The organism is Streptomyces lydicus (assembly GCF_004125265.1).
In the GTDB taxonomy this organism is placed as follows: Bacteria; Actinomycetota; Actinomycetes; order Streptomycetales; family Streptomycetaceae; genus Streptomyces; species Streptomyces lydicus_C.
The window spans coordinates 1,855,102-1,872,584 of the sequence record NZ_RDTE01000003.1; the positions used below are offsets into that span (position 1 = coordinate 1,855,102).

General features: G+C 70.3%; 22 protein-coding genes. 6 read left to right on the plus strand and 16 right to left on the minus strand.

The annotated features are described in order from the left end of the window. Positions 1-154: 154 nt before the first annotated feature. The 16 genes from D9V36_RS10780 to D9V36_RS10855 all read right to left on the minus strand — a co-directional run bounded on the left by D9V36_RS10780 (position 155) and on the right by D9V36_RS10855 (position 11,167). Positions 155-1,336, minus strand: coding sequence for an ATP-grasp domain-containing protein (locus D9V36_RS10780; RefSeq protein WP_129298328.1), 1,182 nt, complete (start codon positions 1,334-1,336; stop codon positions 155-157). A gap of 87 nt (positions 1,337-1,423) precedes the next feature. Further along, positions 1,424-1,759, minus strand: coding sequence for a hypothetical protein (locus D9V36_RS10785; protein ID WP_129293578.1), 336 nt, complete (start codon positions 1,757-1,759; stop codon positions 1,424-1,426). Between the two features lie 39 nt (positions 1,760-1,798). Beyond that, complete coding sequence (locus D9V36_RS10790) at positions 1,799-3,037, minus strand: MFS transporter (protein ID WP_241720804.1); 1,239 nt, start codon at positions 3,035-3,037, stop codon at positions 1,799-1,801. Continuing rightward, on the minus strand, positions 3,034-3,543 hold the full coding sequence (locus tag D9V36_RS10795; protein ID WP_129293579.1) for a hypothetical protein: 510 nt from the start codon (positions 3,541-3,543) through the stop codon (positions 3,034-3,036). The genes D9V36_RS10790 and D9V36_RS10795 overlap by 4 nt, the downstream gene beginning before the upstream one ends. Next, positions 3,540-4,430: a winged helix-turn-helix transcriptional regulator gene (locus D9V36_RS10800; protein ID WP_241720805.1), complete on the minus strand. Its 891-nt coding sequence runs from the start codon at positions 4,428-4,430 to the stop codon at positions 3,540-3,542. The genes D9V36_RS10795 and D9V36_RS10800 overlap by 4 nt, the downstream gene beginning before the upstream one ends. A gap of 30 nt (positions 4,431-4,460) precedes the next feature. Further along, complete coding sequence (locus D9V36_RS10805; protein ID WP_129293580.1) at positions 4,461-4,883, minus strand: hypothetical protein; 423 nt, start codon at positions 4,881-4,883, stop codon at positions 4,461-4,463. A gap of 12 nt (positions 4,884-4,895) precedes the next feature. Then, positions 4,896-5,339: a hypothetical protein gene (locus tag D9V36_RS10810; RefSeq protein WP_129293581.1), complete on the minus strand. Its 444-nt coding sequence runs from the start codon at positions 5,337-5,339 to the stop codon at positions 4,896-4,898. After that, positions 5,336-5,773 carry a hypothetical protein gene (locus tag D9V36_RS10815; RefSeq protein WP_129293582.1) on the minus strand — a complete coding sequence of 146 codons (438 nt, stop codon included), beginning with the start codon at positions 5,771-5,773 and terminating at the stop codon, positions 5,336-5,338. Before D9V36_RS10815 ends, D9V36_RS10810 begins: the two co-directional genes overlap by 4 nt. 104 nt (positions 5,774-5,877) lie before the next feature. Next, entirely contained in the window at positions 5,878-6,219 is a 342-nt protein-coding gene (locus D9V36_RS10820; RefSeq protein WP_129293583.1) for an SH3 domain-containing protein, read from the minus strand. 200 nt (positions 6,220-6,419) lie between these two features. Beyond that, entirely contained in the window at positions 6,420-7,139 is a 720-nt protein-coding gene (locus D9V36_RS10825) for a hypothetical protein (protein WP_241720806.1), read from the minus strand. A gap of 54 nt (positions 7,140-7,193) precedes the next feature. Then, positions 7,194-7,811: a hypothetical protein gene (locus D9V36_RS10830; protein WP_241720807.1), complete on the minus strand. Its 618-nt coding sequence runs from the start codon at positions 7,809-7,811 to the stop codon at positions 7,194-7,196. 68 nt (positions 7,812-7,879) lie between these two features. Continuing rightward, on the minus strand, positions 7,880-8,353 hold the full coding sequence (locus D9V36_RS10835) for a GNAT family N-acetyltransferase (RefSeq protein ID WP_129293585.1): 474 nt from the start codon (positions 8,351-8,353) through the stop codon (positions 7,880-7,882). A 29-nt stretch (positions 8,354-8,382) separates the two neighbouring features. Next, a complete protein-coding gene (locus D9V36_RS10840; RefSeq protein WP_129293586.1) occupies positions 8,383-9,102 on the minus strand; it encodes a DUF3631 domain-containing protein in 720 nt (239 codons plus the stop codon). Next, a complete protein-coding gene (locus tag D9V36_RS10845) occupies positions 9,099-9,590 on the minus strand; it encodes a hypothetical protein (RefSeq protein ID WP_129293587.1) in 492 nt (163 codons plus the stop codon). Before D9V36_RS10845 ends, D9V36_RS10840 begins: the two co-directional genes overlap by 4 nt. Continuing rightward, a complete protein-coding gene (locus D9V36_RS10850) occupies positions 9,587-10,141 on the minus strand; it encodes a DUF4913 domain-containing protein (RefSeq protein WP_164993158.1) in 555 nt (184 codons plus the stop codon). The genes D9V36_RS10845 and D9V36_RS10850 overlap by 4 nt, the downstream gene beginning before the upstream one ends. 270 nt (positions 10,142-10,411) lie before the next feature. Then, positions 10,412-11,167, minus strand: coding sequence for a DNA-methyltransferase (locus D9V36_RS10855; protein ID WP_129293589.1), 756 nt, complete (start codon positions 11,165-11,167; stop codon positions 10,412-10,414). Between the two features lie 523 nt (positions 11,168-11,690). Between D9V36_RS10855 and D9V36_RS10860 the strand changes: the two genes are divergently transcribed. From D9V36_RS10860 to D9V36_RS10885, 6 genes are all read left to right on the plus strand, one after another. Next, positions 11,691-12,809, plus strand: a complete 1,119-nt coding sequence (locus D9V36_RS10860) for a C40 family peptidase (protein WP_129293590.1) — start codon at positions 11,691-11,693, stop codon at positions 12,807-12,809. 139 nt (positions 12,810-12,948) lie between these two features. After that, positions 12,949-13,266 (plus strand): DUF6112 family protein, encoded by a 318-nt coding sequence (locus D9V36_RS10865; RefSeq protein WP_129293591.1) that lies wholly within the window; start codon positions 12,949-12,951, stop codon positions 13,264-13,266. After that, complete coding sequence (locus tag D9V36_RS10870) at positions 13,266-13,946, plus strand: hypothetical protein (protein WP_129293592.1); 681 nt, start codon at positions 13,266-13,268, stop codon at positions 13,944-13,946. Before D9V36_RS10865 ends, D9V36_RS10870 begins: the two co-directional genes overlap by 1 nt. 34 nt (positions 13,947-13,980) lie before the next feature. Then, positions 13,981-15,333, plus strand: a complete 1,353-nt coding sequence (locus D9V36_RS10875) for an SCO6881 family protein (RefSeq protein ID WP_129293593.1) — start codon at positions 13,981-13,983, stop codon at positions 15,331-15,333. Positions 15,334-15,419: 86 nt separating this feature from the next. Beyond that, on the plus strand, positions 15,420-16,892 hold the full coding sequence (locus D9V36_RS10880; protein ID WP_129293594.1) for an SCO6880 family protein: 1,473 nt from the start codon (positions 15,420-15,422) through the stop codon (positions 16,890-16,892). Then, the gene (locus D9V36_RS10885; RefSeq protein ID WP_129293595.1) at positions 16,889-17,449 is read left to right on the plus strand and encodes a hypothetical protein; all 561 of its coding nucleotides are present in this window, start codon (positions 16,889-16,891) and stop codon (positions 17,447-17,449) included. The genes D9V36_RS10880 and D9V36_RS10885 overlap by 4 nt, the downstream gene beginning before the upstream one ends. The last annotated feature ends 34 nt before the right edge of the window (positions 17,450-17,483 follow it).

Here is a 17,483-nt window from a genome sequence, read left to right on the forward strand (position 1 = left end):
CGCAATTCCGCGGGGGTGTCGGCCAGTTCCTCACCGAGCGCGGTGAGCGTGTCGGCGGCCTCCGCGAACTGATAGTGCAGCTCCCAGCCCTCCGGGATCGAGGTTGGTCAAGTGGGCATCCGGATGTTCGGGGCGGGCGGACGCGGTCGGCGGTCTAGGCGGGGGTGATCTGGACGGTCAGGTGCCGGTACGCCTCGGTGGAGCGGGCCTGCGCCGCTGCGGCGCTGGAGCCGGTGGTGATGAGGTAGCCGATGCGTGCGCTGAACATGTCGCCGTGCGGCGGAAGGACGAGGGGGTCGCCGACCTCCCGCTGGAAGGTCACGCGCTCAAGCCAGGGGAAGTCCCCGTCGAGGCGGCGCTCGGTGAGGGTGCCGGAGTAGGCGGGGTAGATCAGCCGGATCGCCGCTGCCTGACTGCGCGTCGGTGTGAGGTCGGGTGCCTGTCCGCAGGCGATATCGGAAGCGGCGCGGGCCAGGTCGACGCCGGTGGCCAGGTGGACCAGGTGGCTGATCATGTCGCCGGCGATCCGCGCGTTGACCTCGACGAGGCGGGCACGGCCGTCGACCACGCGGATCTCGACGTGGCTGACGCCGTCGCTGATGCCCAGGGCGTCAATGGCCGCGACGGCGGCCGGGGCCACGGTGGCGAGCATCGGGTCAGTCGCATCGACCACGTGAGCCAGCTCCTCGAAGTACGGCGCGCAGCCGACGGTCTTGCGGGTGACGGCGACCACCGAGGTCTGCCCCTGGTGGGTGACGCATTCGACGCTCACTTCCGGACCGTCGAGGTACTCCTCGACCAGGACCTGGGTGTTCTCCACTCCGTGGCCGGCGGCCTGCGCGGCGAAGGCGTACGCCGCGGGCAGTTCACCGGCGGTGTCGACGCGGACGACGCCCATGCTCGCGGCATGCGCGGCGGGCTTGAGGACGACGGGGTAGCCGATGCGCCGGGCGGCATCCGCCGCCTCACGCTCGGCGCGCACACTCACGGATGTGGCGGAGGGCACCCCGTGGCGGGCGAACAGGCTGCGGCTCGTGTGCTTGTTGCGGCAGCCCTGGAGCACCTCGGGGGCGGTGGTGGGCAGGCCGAGCTGGCGGGCCAGGCGGGCGACGGGGACGAGGTACCACTCGGTCCACGTCATCACGCCGGCCAGGTCGTGCCGCTCGGCCAGTGCGCGTCCGGCCTCGGTCAGCGCCGCCTGATCGGTGGGATCGGCGATTTCGTAGTCGAGGAGGATCTCCTTCTCCCAGGTCGGCGCGGCGCCGGAGATCAAGACGACGTCGTAGTGGGCGGCGACGTTCGCAAGGCATGTTCCGCGATACGTGTGGGCCTCCATGTCAGCGGCGGCAACGACCAGGACGACGGGACGAGAGGACAACAAGGCTCCAAACAGGGCGGAGGAAAGACGAGTTGAACAACGTGGTCAGGGGGTGCGGCGGCGCAGCTCGAAGGCCGGCGCCCAGTGGGGGTGGTCCTCGATCAGCTTCCGGGCGTAGAGCGCGGTGAAGCTGTTGTCCAGGCCGCGCGTGCCCGGCGGCAGCTGCCAGCGCAGGTCCTCGAACAGGGCCTTCAGTCCGACCCGGGTGGCGCCGGCGGCAAGCCGATCGGCCGTCAGGCGCTCCAGCGCGCGGTAGACGTACGGGTGCTCCCCGTGGAAGGCCAGGAACCGGTCGGTGAGCGTCGGGCGCGAGCCTGCTCGCGACGAGGGGCGGGATATGGGCAGGGCGTGCGGGTCGGCGGGGGTGTGGGACGTGGGCATGGCAGCGGACTCCGGGTGAGCAGGAGGGGGCCAGGGCGGTCAGGCGAAGGAGGCGCGCAGGCCGGGGGTGGCGCGCAGCCGGGCGAAGGTGGCGAAGAGGCCCAGGGCCTGCACCGCGGCACAGAGGGTGATGACGTGGCCGAGCTGAGCGGGCGGCACGGTGGCGACGAGGGCACCGGCGAGGGGGAAGGGCAGCAGGAGCAGCAGGATGGTCAGCGACAGGGTGGCGCCGAACGTGTCCGCGGGGATGAGGCGGGAGCGCAGGGTCCGCAGCACGATGGTCATGCCGCCCTCACCGGCCATGAGCACGGCGATCAAGGCGAGATAGGTGGCGTAGGTGACGGCGAAGGGGATGGACAGGCACGCGGTGGCGGCGATCGAGGCGGACAGGGCCCCGACCGGCCACAGTCCGAAGCGGTCGATGGCCCGGCGGCACAGAGCGACCGCGACGAGGGATGCGACGGCGGCGACCGACCAGGTGAATCCGACATCGGCCGTGGAGTGTCCGAGCTGTTTGACGATGATGACCGGGGCGGCGGCTTGCAGCAGGCCGACGGCGAGGTTGGAGACGGTCAGTCCGGTCACCAGCCAGCCCAGGGCCGGTAGCGAGCGCAGGGTCGACCAGCCGGTGAGCAGACCCTGAGCGACCGGCTGTCGTGGGGGCTTGGCCCGGTGGCACTGGCGCGGGGCCAGGACGCTGGTGAGCAACGAGAAGACGGCGATCACCGTCAGCATCCCGGCGACGCCGGTCCACTGCAGCAGTACGCCGGCGAGTGCGGGGCCGGACAGGGTGGCGACCTGGTCGATGCCGAGGAGCACGGACTGCACGCGGTGGGCGCGGTCGCCGGCCTCACGGCCGGCGACGCCGCCCGCAGTCTCGGCCGCGATGTACGAGCACTCGGTGAGGATCCCGGTGGACGCGGCGAGCAGCATGACGGTGACCGTCGCGCCGAGGCCCTGTTCCTGCGTCGGCAGGATCGATGCGGCGGCCAGGACGATCAGGGCCCTGGCGGCGGAGGCGTAGCGCAGGACGGTGGTGGTGCCGTGGCGGTCGACCAGCGCGCCGGCGAAGGCGAACGCGGCAAGGCGTGGAACCCATTCGAGCGCGAAGGCGAGTCCGCTCAGAGCCGCGGAGTTGGTGGTGGCCAGCACCAGCAGCGGGATGCCGTAGGTCGTCATGGCGAACGCGGCGGCGTCCGTGCTGCGTGGCAGGTAGATGCCGCGCAGCAGGGTGGGTACCGGCCGGTGGTCACGCCGGGGCCCGGCATGGGATCTCACGCCGCGAGCCCCGATTCCTGGGCCGCGCCGGAGGAGCAGTCACCTGCCTGGTGCAGGACGCGGGGATGCGCCGTGAGCCACTCCGACAGCGCCTTCAGCGGCGCCGACTGCGCGGTCCTCGCGCTGGTCGGCTCGGAGCTCTGGAGCTGGAAGGTGTGCTGGACGCGGGTGACGAAGTCACTGCTGGGGCTGGGGAACTGGTGGCTGCGGGCCCAGCGGGCTGCTGTGTCGTACACCTCGGCGAGGTCCTCGCCGGCGGCGGTGAGCCGGTAGCGGTCGGGGGCCTCTTGGTCGGCGTGGACCAGGCCGAGGTCGCGTGCGGTGTCGATGGCGCGGCGAAGTTGCGCGCGTGTGAGGTCGCCGAAAGCACCCTGGAGGCTGCCGCGCCGGTGGCTGATGGGGCCGTTGTCGTCGATCTCTGTGACCAGGCGGATCAGGCCCGGCAGGGTCAGGGTGCGGATCGCACGGCGTTCCTGCCGGAGGCTGGAGGGGAGCGGGCGGGTCATCGGCGCGGCCCCCCTGCCGGGGTGATGGGGCGGGCCGGTATCTGGTGGGAGAAGAGGTCGCCCGACTTCCACGCAGGCCCGTCCGGGGGCGTGGTGGCAAGGGCTGGGCCGGCGGACCGTACGGCGGGTACGGGAGGAGCCGGACGGCGGGTCGGGTTAGTCGCCCAGGGGCCGGAACGGTTCTGTGACGGGGCGGGGCCCTGCGCCCGAACCGGCCGCGCGCCGGACTCGGCAGCCGGGGCGGCCCATGCGGAGATCGCCTGGAAGACGGGGGCGAGGGCCTGGCCGCTGGCGGACAGCTGGAAGTTGCCGCTGCCGGTGGCCGTGACGAGGCCGTCTTCGACCAGGCGGCCCAGCGGATGGTAGACGGCCGTCAGCCCGTAGCCGGGCATCGCCTCAGTGGTCAGCGCCTTGGGGTTCGCGCTGCCCCGGCTATGCAGAGACCACAGGATCGGGGCGGCATGCATCCGGGCAATTAGAGCCAGGGTGTCGTCGATGTTCTGGGCCGGGGCGATCCGCTCGGGTTCCTTCGCGCCGGTGGTCTTGTTGGTGACGAGTCGCTTCTCCAGGTGGGTGTCGCCCCACGACGCGATCGCGGCCAGGACGGGCATCAGTTCGGCACCGCGCCGGGTGAGTCGGTAGGTGACATGACGCGGGCCGTACTCCGTGCGTTCGACCACGCCGGCGTTGGTCAGCTGGCGCAGCCGGGGGTGGAGTTGGCCGTCGCGCAGCCACGGCAGCCTCGGCTTGATCTCGGCATAGCGCAGCGGCTTCGCAGCGAGGGTCATCAGCACCCACACGCTCCAGCGCGGGGCGAGCAGATCCAGCGTCTTGGTGACGCCCGAGAGGTCGTCTTGGGCGGTGTGGGGCAGACCGGTGGTGGCCAAGGAAGGGGCTCCTCAAGCGGTACGGGCGGATCAGCGGGAATGGGAGGGGACGGGCGCCGGGGCCGCGGGCGCAGGCACAGCAGGCGGTGGGGTGGCGGGTGCCGCTGCACGGCGCAGTCCTCCCAGGACCGCGCCGGTGGCCTTGGCGTAGGCGTCGCGGGTGGCGACGGACTCGGCGATGCGGCGGGCGCAGTCGAGGATGTGACCGGCAGCGTGGCGGCCGATCTCCCTGTCAGGCGCGCTGAGTTCGCGCAGCCTCTCCAGCTGGAAGGCGATGTTGCGTTCGGCGAGGTCCAGGTCGCTGTGGCTGCCGGTGAGCGCGCCGAGCAGGGTGGCGTCCGGGGTGTTGTCGGCGAGGGCTTCGAGTTCGGCGAGCGGCTGGCCGAACAGTTCCTCGATGCGCTCGGCGAGGATCTGGGACACGGAGTGCGTGGTGGCGTCGGGCTGGGGCAATCGGCGGGTCTTTCAGGGGCGGCGGGTCCGCACTGCCCCGGCCCCACGGGTCGGTGGGACGGGCGGAGCGGTGGCGGTGACCTTCAACTGGGTTTTCTGCACCGGTCGGCTGGGGGGTTGAGCGGGAGCCGGCATGGTCTGCAGCAGGTCGTCGAGTGCGGTGACGTAGCCGTCGCGAGCTGCCAGAGCCGCCTCCAGCCACTGGGCGTCCCAGCGCAGGTCCTCGGCGGACAGGGCGCCCATGTCGCCGTCGGCGGCGGTGGCCTCGTGGACGCGATCCCGTACACGAATTACCTGCTCCTCGGCGATGGCGAGGAAGCTGCGCAGCTCCAGTGCGCGTTGCAGTGCGACCGAGGCACCGGGGTGCGCCGCCTGCGCGTACAAGGCGGCGGGACGGGCGCCGAAGGCGTTCTCCAGTGCCTGGTCGCGGCTGGTGGGCTTGGCGATGACGCTCATCGCGACGCCCCCCGCGGGGCAACGCCTCGCAGGCCGGGCAGCCTGGGGGCGGTGGTGGTCAGGGCCGGCGCGCGACGGGCGGCGGGGGATGCACCGCGCCACACGGTTGGGGCGCCGTCGAGGAGGTGGTTCACGACCATGGCGCGGCCGTCCCGGGCGGCGACCGTGGTGTTGACCTGTTGGGCCAGTTCCATGACGGGGTCATCGAGTTCGCCGGGCTGGGTGCCAAGGGCGTCGACAAGCGCGTCCTCGGCGGTGTCGAGTGCGTCCTGGGTTTCGGTGAGCAGGCCGTACCAGCGCACGATCGTCGTGGCCTCGGGGTTGGCCTGTGGCGACGCCGTCACCGCTCGGCGCAGTTCGGCGAGTGGCATCTGGAATCGGTCTTCGATCCGCTCGGTGATGACACCCATGACGTCTTCGCTGAACTCGGTCACGGGAGGTCTCCTTTCGTTCGCGTCACGGGGCGGGAAGGCTGCACCGGCAAATCCGTTGTCCTTATGCGGAATTGGCTGCTGGTGCAGGGCTCGGGCTCGCTGAATTAGTGCAGGCAGGTGTAGACGACCGGGTAGACGTAGGTCCCGGAAACCCAGCCCTTTGCTCCGGTGGTCTTGTCCGTGATGTACACCCACTCGCCATACTTCGTGGCCTTGTGGACGGTGAACTTGTGACTGCGGTACAGAACACCGAGCGCGGTGGACTTCGACGATGCCTTCGATCGGATGGTGACGGCGCTGGCGTGGTGCACCTTGTACGGGTCCGTCTTGTGGCAGGAGTCGGAGGCAACGGCCGGGGCTGCGGCGCTGGCGGCCGGAGCAGTGACGGCAGGCAGGGCGATAGCCGCGGTTACAGCTGCGACAGCGGCAATGCGGGAGAGGCGCAAGGGGATTTCCTAACAGTTGAGTGGAGTTGGCGAGGGAACGCGAAAGTGGACCCGCGCTGTTGCCGTTCGGGCCAAGAACAAGAATCCGGAGAATCCCCGGTTTCGGTAACCGGGGATTGCGTGCTATGTTCCGCCCCGCCTCCCCCAGCGCTGGCATTTCGCCAGCAGGAAAAGGGGGGAGCGGTGAGGTGCCCGTGAGTTCACCGGCCCAGTCCGCGCGGCGGTGCGGGGCGTACCGGCAGCGCGGGGATACCGGTAATGGTGTGGTGGGTCGCCAGTGAGGCGGTGGGCAGCGGGATCTCCTCACCGCGCCAGTGGCCCTCCCACCACTGAGTGGCCGCCTCGAAGGTCTCGAAGCCGCCCTCGCGCAGGGTGTGCGTCCAGGCGTCGAAGTCGACCTCTTTGAGAAGCACGCGGAAGGGCAGCGGCGCCTTCTCGTCGAGAGCACGCAGCAGCACGGTGATCTCGATCGGATCGTCGTCGTGCGTGTAGCTGGTCAGCAGGGCGAAGTGGTCGCCGTCACTGCGCAGCCGCTTCTCCAAGGCTCGGGTGGCCTGGTTGGCGGGTGTGGTTCCGATGCCGTCGGCGAGGAGGATCTCCTCCTCGGGGCAGCCGCGGGCGATCAGCCAGGACTGGGCCATGGACGGCAGCGGCAGCATCTGGTGAGTGAAGCGGAAGGTGTGTGCTGCCGTGTCGCGCTTGAGGTGGAGGGCGACGAGCTGCGGTTCCCCCGGGATGCCCCAGGTGACGGCACGGTTGTGCATCACGTAGAAGCTGTGCTCGCCGTCTTCGGTGTGGTGCTCGGCAAGCAGGGTGAAGTCGTGCTGCTCGATTTCGATGTGCTGCCAGAACTGGTCGGCGACGTGCTTGTTGATGGCCTCGTAGCCGTCGAGGCGGAAGTCCGGTTCGGAGGGGGGCATCGGTACTTTCGGTTCGGCAACGCCATCGGTCTGTGGGCAGGTGACGGGCGCCATTCAGCGGCGCAGGTGTGCGGGAGCAGGTGAAGCCGCCGGTCGGGGCGGCGGCGTGGTGCTGGGTGGGCCTGCGCGGCGCGGGGCGGCCAGGACAGTCCGGCCGGCGTCGGTGAGCGTGACGGGCTGTCCGGCGTGCACCGGGCGGGAGGTGTCACGGTCCACGAGCCCGCTCTCCTGCAGGCGCTGGAGCTGGGCGTAGGGGATGCGCGTACGCGATCGGGTCGCCACCGCGAGCCGGTGGGTGGCGAGGTTCTGGTGCAGCTTGGCGCCCTGGGCGATAGCGAGCAGGGCCGCGATGTCCTTCGCCGGCACCTGCCGTGGCCCCTGCCGCGGCGGGGCGGCCTCGATCGGACGCAGTGCAGCCGCAGTCTTGCCTTGCTGCACGTCCCGTTCGTCGATCGCGGCGGCCAGCTGGTCCACCGACCGCTCGATCCGGGCCAACAGCGCATGATCGACGGGGAACTCGCCGGAGGCCAGGCGGGCGAGTCGGGTGCGGTGGAAGGTGACGTCTCGCTCGGCCCGTACGAGATCGCGGTGGGCGTCCGCCACGGCAGAATGCGCCGCGTCGAGGAGACCGTCGTCGCGATACCGCCCCAGCTCATCGAGGCGGTGGCCCACAGCGTTCTCGATCCGGTGATCGAGGGCCGTGGACGTCTGCCGGGCAGGCCAAGGTGTAGGGGATGAGGTCAAGGCGAAGCGGCTTCGGTAGACGGGCGGGGGTCGGAAACGAGGGCGTCCAATGCGACGCGGACCTCGACGTACGGGCCTTCGCGGGTGCGCTGCACAGGCCCCAGACACTCCGTGAGACGGAGCATCGGGGCATTGGATGCCTGCGTGTACGCGGTGAGGGTGTGTGCTCCGCGTGTGCGAGCGATCCCGGCCGCCTGCAGGGCCAGGGCTGTTCCGATGCCCTGACGGTGGCGGTCGTCGGCGACTTGCAGTCCGAGGTCGGCGACGCCGGGCTCCCCGCTGACGGGGCCGACGCAGACGAGGGCCAGGGGGCGCTCGTCTGCGTCGAACCCGATCCAGCATTCGGACTGGGTGAGAAGCCGTGTCAGGTCACGGGGCGTGAGGTGGGTTCGCCCCCAGCGGCGCAACAGGTTCTGTTCGGAACACCGGGCATGGAAGCCGGCGACCAGGTCCCAATCCGCCGCCGTCACCAGGCGAGTACGTGCGAGGGCAGGGTGTGTCAGCAGGAGCAGTTCGGGCGGGCGGCCAGCAGGTCGCTGCGCCGGTAGGCGCGGTAGCGGCTGCCGTCGGCGGCACGCGGCTTACGGGGCTGGACTCCGTAGGGGCGTAGGAGCAGGGCGAGTCGGATCGGGGTGAGGTCGGCGTAGCGCCAGCGCTCCTCGGCCTCGCCCGGCAGTTCGCGCACGCTTGAGACCAGTTCCGTAGTGCTGACGTAGTCCACTGCGCCCAGGGCGTCGAAGGCGTCAAGGCAGGCGTGGATGATCGTCTGCGGGCGGCTCGGGCAGGACAGGAATTCCTCGCACGCCTCCTCCGGGAGGTCTTCGATGTCCTCCAGGCCCTCCAGATCTTCGAAGCCGTCGAAGTCCTCGTAGTCGTCGACATCAGGGTCGAAGTCGGGCTCCTCGTCCTCCGCTGGGTCGTACACGCCCGGCACTTCGGGCTCACCTGCGGCGGCACGGCTGCAGGAGGCGGACAGCAGGGCGTTCAACTCGACACCCGCTGCCATCCGTTCGACCAGCAGGTCGGTCAGCGTGTCCAGCCGCTCGGCGGCACTGACAGCGGGAAGATCGGCGGCGGACAGCTCGGCGAGCTGCCGGTCGAGTTCCTGGATCTCGACGGCCACGTCGAGGATGGCGCGGTGGTGCGGGTTCTCGGTGTCCTCGGCCGGCGCCAGGACGGCGGCGGCGACCTGGTCGATCAGGGTGGGGAACTGCTTCAACGAACGGGGCCCTTCAGGGTCGGGGATAGTGCGGGTCGGGGAAGGCCGGGCATCGCGGAAGGCGGTGGTCCCGGCTTGGGAACGGGCTGGCGGGTGGCCAGTTGCGGTGAGCGGGTGCGGGCGGCGTGGGTGCGCTCACCCATGGGCGGTCGGCTGATGCCGAGGCGGGCGCGGGCCGTGTCGTACACGTCGTGCGCTTCGCGTGGGCGTACGGCCAACACGTGGATCTCGGTGGTGTGCGTGGAGTTCGCCGGTGCCCGCCGCTGGGCGTAGACGATGCGCCAGGCGTTGCGGTGATCGACGTAGACCTTGCGGCATCCGGCGAGGTCACGGGTGAGCTTGGCGCCGAACAGACGGGCGCTGACGACCTCTTGAAGCTGGGCGAGTGCCAGGTCGCGGATGTCGCTGGGGGCCGCCAGGAGGTCGTTCAGAGCGCGGGGGTCGAAGGAGAGGCCGAAGGCCGGCGGCCGTATCTCGCCGCCGGTCATCCGACGGCCTGGCCTGGCTCGCCGTCCTCTTCGGAATTCTCCTTGGCGGAGGTGGCGGTCCGGTTCGAGGGCGGCGGGCCGGGCAGCAGGCGGTGGGCGGGCCGGTCCGGATCCGTCATGCACGCCGACAGCGGTCCGCCGGCAGCCCGGATGGTGGCCATGGCATGGGTGAGGAAGTCCCGGTGCCAGACGAACAGCCCGGACAGTCCGGCTTCGGCGTCCTTGTGCTGCTGGTAGGCCAGCCACAGGGCGTGCAGCCAGGCAACGACATCGGCGTGCTCCTGCCACTGCTCACACCACGGCGCCGCGGTCGTGACCTCCGCCCCGTAGACCCGGACGAGAAAGTCATCGACCCAGTCGGACAACGCGTCAAGCTCGTCCTCGTACTCCTCGCCCTCCAGCTCAAGGATCGGTCGGGGCTCGGGTGGGGCGGCCTGCGGCGGCAGTCCCGCGAATCCTGGCATGCCGAAGGCACCGAACGGTGAGTTCTCAGGCGCAGGTGCGGAAGAGAGGCTGTCGATCTGTCGGGCCTGCTCTGCGGACCGGTCCAGCAGCTTGCGCACACTCGCCTCGATACTGTCCAGATCCGAGTCCGGCAGCCGAACCGGTTCCCCCTCCCCGCCCTCCGGCGGATTTATGGATTCAGGCACGAAAAGGTCCTCCTTGGAGCGGCAGCCCCCTAGAGCGTGAATTGCGGATCCAACCATCCGGAGAATCCCCGGTTTCGGTAACCGGGACTTCCCTGCTATAACGCCTCGTGCGACACGGCCAGGGCATGTAGGAAGACGCGGCGAAGATCATCCCGCGCGACAGGGTGAAACTCAGGACGCGAGGGTCAAATCGTCCTGTGTGAGCGTCTGTTCCTGGGTTTCGGTGAGCCGGTCGGTGGCGATCTCGGCGTAGTGCTTGGTCTTCTCGATACCGATGAAATCTCGGCCTTCCAGCAGCGCGGCGACGCCCGTCGAGCCGGAGCCGCAGGTGAAGTCGAGCACGGTCCCGCCCGGCGGGGCGATCTGGACCAGCTCACGCATGACGGAGACCGGCTTCTGCGTGATGTGCTGGCGCGCCTTGCCGCTGGGCTGCGAGGCGCTGTAGAGGCCGGGCAGGTAGACCGGGTTCCGGGAGGCGTCGATCGGCCCGTTGCTGGCCCAGACGATGAATTCGCAGTTCTGCGTGAAGCGCCCCTTCTGTGGCCTGGCCTGGGGCTTGTGCCAGGCGAGCACGCCGCGCCACAGCCAGCCGGCGGCCTGGAGAGCGTCCGTGGTGATCGGCAGCTGACGCCAGTCGGTGAAGATCAGCGCGGTGCCGCCGACCTTGGTGAGCCGAAGTGCCTCGGTCATGGTCTGGGTCAGCCAGAAGCCGTAGCTCCTCTGGTCCATGTTCTCGCCGGTGAAGTCCGGCAGCTCATGTCCGGCGTCGGCGGAGGTGTACTTCTGTCGTGCGCTGCGGGAGGTGCGCTCCTTGGCTGTCCGCCCGCCACTGTTATACGGGGGGTCTGTGATGACGGAGTCGACACAGCCGTCCGGCAGGCCGGCGAGGACGCCGAGCGCGTCGCCCTGATGCAGGGAAAAAGGCAAAGAGGTACCCCAATTCGGGTCGGGTGAGGTGAGGGAGAGAAGCTCCGGGTCGCCCGGATATCCCGCGGGACCGAATGCGGGCAGGAAGGCACCGCGGTCCGCGCAGCGGGAAGGGCGAGGGGAGGAGCCAAAACTGTAGGGCACGATCCCCGGTTGAGCGCTATCGCCGCCGAAAGCCCCGGAATTGAGCCTTGATCACGAACGATTTCGGCAACCGGGGATCCGCCCTTACTGTTTTGGAACTGCCCGGCGAACACCGCCGATGGCGCATCCCCGCTCCTGCTCTCGTGGAGGCATCCCCATGTCCTGGCACACCTGACCCGACGCCCGTACAGGTGCGAGCGGCAACTCGCACACGTGCATCAGGGCCCCGATTCACCCACCACCCGGCTGTTGCGCCCTTTCCTCAACGACGCACGCGCTGCCGGGACTTCACCAAGGACCTCGTTGTGACACCGCTCTACTCACCCCTGCCCGCAACCCGTCCGCCGGACCGTGACCGCCTGCCGGGAGGCGGACCGGATTGAAGGGCATAGCCGCCTGCATCGGCGTCGTCGTCCTCTCTCCGTTCCTGCTCGCCGGCACCTCCCTGATGATGGCGTCCTCCAGCGAAGCCGCCGCCACGTCCCTCAGCGGATGCCTGACCGGCAACACCGACGAGGTGACCAGCAACGTCGCCAAGATCCTTGACGGCGCTGACGGCAAGCACGTCCGCATCCAGGGCCTCGTCCTGCCGGCCGAGCAAGTCCCCAACGCTCAGACCATCGTGGCCACCGGCCTCAGCCTCGACGTGCCCGCCAAGGGGCAGATCATCGCGCTGGCCACCGCGATGCAGGAGTCACGGCTGCGCAACCTCAATTACGGCGACCGCGACAGCCTCGGCCTCTTCCAACAGCGCCCGTCCCAGGGCTGGGGTACCGCGCAGCAGATCCGTGACCCGGTCCACGCGAGCGAGCGCTTCTACAAGGCCCTGCTCAAGATCGACGGCTGGCAGCAGATGAAGGTCACCCAAGCCGCCCAGGCCGTCCAGAAGTCGGGCAAGCCCGACGCATACGCGCAATGGGAGGACCTCTCCACCGCGTTGCAGAAGGCCATCGCCAAGACGTTCCCGAACGCCGGCAAGAACGCGTCCGCCAAGGACCACGGCAAGAAGTCCGTAGCCAGCGGCACAGGGTGTGTGCCGGACAAGGACGGCACCTCCTTCGGGCGGATCCCCGAGGGCAAGGTCCCGAAGGGCTACAAGATCCCCAAGGGCACGGACCCCAAGGCCCGCAAGGCCATCGAGTGGGCGATGCGCCAGCTCGGCACGCCCTACCAGTGGGGCGGGTCCTGCACCGACGCCCACGGCCCCGACCCGATGGGTCGCTGCGACTGCAGCTCGCTGATGGAGCAGGCGTACGCCCACGCGGGCGTCAAGCTCACCCGCACCACCTACACGCAGGTGGGCGAGGGCAAGGCCGTCTCGGCGAAGCACCTGAAGCCCGGTGACCTGATCTTTAGCCGCGGCAGCGCCGCCCGGCCCGAGCACGTCGGCATGGCGCTGGGCGAGGGCCTCGTGATCGAGGCGCCGCGCACATCGAAACCGGTCCGGATCACCCCGATCAAGGACTGGGACGTCCTCGCCGTCCGCCGCGTCCTCTGACGCCGCGCGCCGTCCGGACACCTCCCGGGCCGCGCCGCCGGGCCCTCTTCTCGCGCCGCGAGCGCCCCCTCTCCTCCCCCTTTCTTCCCTTCCGCCGGCCCCTGCACGGCCTGCGCACGCAAGGAGCCCCGCCACACCTATGCCCATACCTCTCGCAGATCGCGCTGCCGTCTTCCTCGCCTACAACCCAGGCATCTCCCCCAAGGGCGGTGGCCTGCCCGGACTGAGCGTGCTGAAGAACGTCGTCGGCTCGATCAACTTGTTCGGGATCATCGCCGTTGTCGGTGCCCTGGCCGTTTCCCTCGGTGTGTGGGCCTGGGGCCACCACACCGGTGGTCACCAGGCAGAGGCGAACGGCAAGAAGGGCGCGGTCGTCGCGGCCGGTGCCGCGCTCGGCCTCGGCGCCGCGAACGGCGTCGTCGCGTTCTTCTCGGCCCTGGGGTCGCAGGTCCGTTGATGCAGAAGCGACTTCCCCAGCTGTCCGGGTACGGCGTGACCTGGTCGGCCAACAAGCGCATCGCGACCGTCGCGCTGGTCATTACCGCGCTGCTCGCCGCCGCCGCGGCCGCCGCCTGGATCACCGGCCGCGGCGAGGACAGCCCGAGCCGCCACACCTCGGCCCCGGCCGGCAGTTCCTCGCCCTCCGAGGCCGTGCCCGAGCCCGCGGCCGGACCGGGATCGGTCCCCCGGCCGCCGCAGCTCGTGGAGCCGGTGGCCTTCGCCAAGGCGGCGGCCCGGATGCTCTGGTCGTACGACACCCGCGACACCAGCCGCGAACAGCAACTCTCCGGCATGCGCGCGTGGATGACCAAGGAGACCAAGTACGCCGACTGGGCGTCCGTCTCCGGCCAGGTGCCCGACCCGCTGCTGTGGTCCCGCATGGCCGACCAGGACCAGCACGCCACCGGCAGGGCCGCCGAAGGCCACTACCCGGGCGCGTTCAAGCAGGCCCTGGCTGAGGACCCGTCCGCGATCACCGAGGCGTACATCTACGCCGTCACCGTCAACGGCAAGCAGAACGTCGCCTGGAAGAAGGGCGGCGGCGGAGCCGAGGAGCGCGCCGTGACCCTCGCCGTCCAGTGCCGTCCCCACCACGACTGTCGCCTGGCAGCCATCGCCCCCAGCGTCACGCAGTGACCCGCCCCGCCGAAAGATAGGAGGCCAACGCCCCGTGGGTTTCTGCGACTTCCCCCTCGCTGACAAACTCTGCACAGTCGACAAAGCCGTCGACTTCGCCACCGATCCCGGCAAAGCCATCGGCGAATGGCTGGCCAAGAGCGCCGGCGAACTCGCCGCCACGGCAGCCGACCTGGCCTCTAAGGCCGTTAACACCACCACCAAGGTCGATCTCAACGCGGGCTGGTTCCGCGACCAATACGAGGTACTGCTGCCGATCGGCCTGATCATCCTGGTCGGGACGTTCTGCGCGCAGCTCGTCCGGGCCGCCGTCAAACGAGACGGCCAGGCGTTGTCCCAGGCGTTCACCGGCACCATGTCGGGCGTCTTGTTCGCGTTCTGCGCCATCGCCATGACGACGGTCGCGATCGAGGTCGTCGACGCGTTGTCCAACGGTCTGTTCGCCGCCTCGCACCTGTCCGTCGAAGCAGCCGTGCGCCGCATCGTGAAGGTCTCCGAGATCGGTGCGTTGTCCGGGCTGGGCTGGCTGGTCGCGGTGGTCGCCGGGCTCGGCGCCGCCGTCGGAGCCTTCCTCTACTGGTGCGTCATGATGGTCAGAAAGGTGGGCATTCTGGTCATGGTCGCCCTCGCTGTTTTCGCGGGGGCGGGCGGTGGCTGGGAGGTCGCCCGGCGCTGGCGGCGCGGCTGGATCGAGGCCACCGCGACTTTGGTCGTCTCGAAGTTGTTGATGACCATCGTCTTCGTGCTCGGCGTCGCCGCCATGGGCAGGACCGAGGCCAAGGACGGCCTCGGGGCGCTCGCCGACGTGATGGCGGGCATCGTGATCATGGTGCTGGTTCTGCTCTGCCCGTACGCGACGTTCAAGTTTGCGCACTGGGCGGCCGAGGGCACGGACGGAGAATCGATCCACCGCGCCGGAGGCGCCGGCGCCCAGCTCGCCAAGCAGCACGCCGAGAAGGCCACCCGCAAGGCTGCCGCCGCCGCGACCGGCGGCGCGGCAGCCGGAGCGGGCGCAGCCCCACAAGGCCCCGACGCCGCCGGAGGCGGCGGCTTCCCCGGCGACATTGCCGCCAATCCCACCGGGGGCAGCAGCGGCAAGGACAGCCAAGGACCGCAGGGTTCCTCCGGGAGCGACGGGCTCAAGAACGGCCTGGAGAAGGCCGTCCAGCCTCCGCCCACCAGCCCGCGTGATGACACCAGCGGTCAGGCAGGCGGCGCACCCGGACAGGGCGACAGCTCAGGATCACCGTCCAGCGGCAGCGACTTCATGTCACAGCCCGGCAGCGGCGCCTCCGCGCCCCCGCCGCAGGGCGCCCCACCAGCACCGACCTCGGCCGGCACCTCCCCCGGGACCGGCGCGCCGCCGCCACCGCCCACCGGCCTGTAGCCCCTGCCCGACTCCGGGGCGGCACGCGCTGCGCACCCTCGCTGCGTGCCGCCCCGGCCACCGCCCGCGCACCCTCGGAACGGCTCTTGTCTGACCTCACCGTCACACCCCTCACCGTCAAATTCCCGCACAGGTCGAGACGCGGCATCCTGCTCGGCCTCACCCTTCCCCAACTCATCCTGGTCTCCTGCGCACTGGCGCTTCTGCTGGTCACGGTGGTCTCGACCGGGCTGCTCGGCGTCATCGTCATGAGTCCGCTGTGGGCCGCGGTCGCCGCCTCGGTCGCCATCCGTCGGCACGGCCGCTCGCTGATCGACTGGGCGCCGATCGTCCTTCGCTTCGCCCAGCGGCGACGCACCGGCCAGACCCTGTGGCTCGCCCGGCCCGTCACCCGCCCCCGCCAGGACGGCATCCTGCACCTGCCCGGCACCGCCGCCTCACTGCGCGTCGTCACCCCCGGAGACTCCGCCAACGGTGCCGCCGCCGTCCACGACCCGCACGGCCAGACGCTGACCGCCATCGCCCGCGTCTCCAGCCGCGCCTTCGCGCTCCTCGACCCGGCGAGCCAGAACCACCACGTAGCCGGTTGGGGCCGGGCTCTGGCGGGCATCGCCCGCACCGGGCACGTCGCCACCGTGCAGGTCCTGGAGCGCACCGTCCCCGACAGCGGCGACACCCTGGCCCGACACTGGAGCCAGCAGGGTCACCCCGAGACCCCGGTGGCCGGTCAGGTCTACAGCGACCTGGTCGCCTCCGCGGGGCCTGCCGCCGCTCCGCACGAGGCGTACCTGGCGATCTCCCTTGATCTCAAGGCGGCCAAGCGCCTCATCAGCCAGGCCGGCGGCGGCCTCCCGGGTGCCTTCACCGTGATGCAGCAGACCACCAGCTCGATCGCGCAGGCCGCGCGCAGCGCCGGACTGATGGTCACCGGCTGGCTCTCGGCGCGCGAGATCGCGGCCGTGATCCGCACCGCTTACGACCCCAAGGCGCTGTCCGCGCTGCAGCAGTGGTCGGAGTCCGGGCGGGCCGAGGCCGACCCGGCCGCCGCCGGGCCGGTGGTCCAGGTCGAGGAGTACGACCGGCTCGCCACCGACTCCGCGCGGCACGCCACCTACTGGGTCGAGGACTGGCCGCGCACCGAAACGAGCGCGGGCTTCCTGCACGGGTTGATGTTCACCGCCGGGGTCCGCCGCACCCTGTCCCTTATCTACGTGCCCCAGGGGATCGAGTCCGCGATGCGCGACGTCCAGCGGAAGAAGGCGGCGATCATCGCCGACGCCAATGAGAGGTCGCGTCGCGGGCAGGTCGACTCCGAAGCCGACTCCGTCGAGTACGCGGACGTCAAAACCCGTGAGCGCCAGCTGATCGCCGGGCACGCCGACGTCGCACTCACCGGCCTACTCACCGTGTCCGCCACCACCGACGCCCTGCTCGACGCCGCGTGCGCACAGATCGAAACCGCCGCCGTCACCGCCCAGGTCGATTTGCGACGCCTGAACTACCAGCAGCCCGACGCCTTCACGCTCGGCGCCCTACCCCTCGCCCGGAGTGTCCTGTGATCGCGCCGGAATCGCATGTGTCCGACGAAATCCACGCGCTGCTCGCGCCCCTGCAAGAAATGCAGCAGCGCCACCAACAGCGGCTCGCCGTATACAAGAACGCAGACGGCGACGTCATCGAGGAGCAATACGCCGAATACGACGACGCACGCTACGAGTCGGCCATCGAAGCCAGCGACACCCTCGACACCGTCATCAAGCGACTGGAGCTGCTGACGACCCTCCCTGTACGCCGTGCCTTCACCATCGCCGTCAACGGACCTGGCCATGCAGACGGAGAACGCCCCTGGCTGTTCGTCGTCCATGCCACTGACCACATCGACGGGTACCAGACCCTCGTTCAGCTCCCGTCGTTCCAGCACTGGTTGATCGACACCGACACTTCGCACGCCGACGCCGGGCTGGTGCCTTCAGAATGCCATCCCGGCACTGGAGCACCCGGAACGTACCTCGACCTGCGTCACGAGCAGGCCCGGACCCTCGCTGAACAAGCCCCTGCACCCGTGGCAGCCGCAATCCCCGCTCAGCCTGCGAAGCCACCATGCCGTTCCCGCTGAGCATTGCCATGCATGACCCACGTCACAGCCAGCT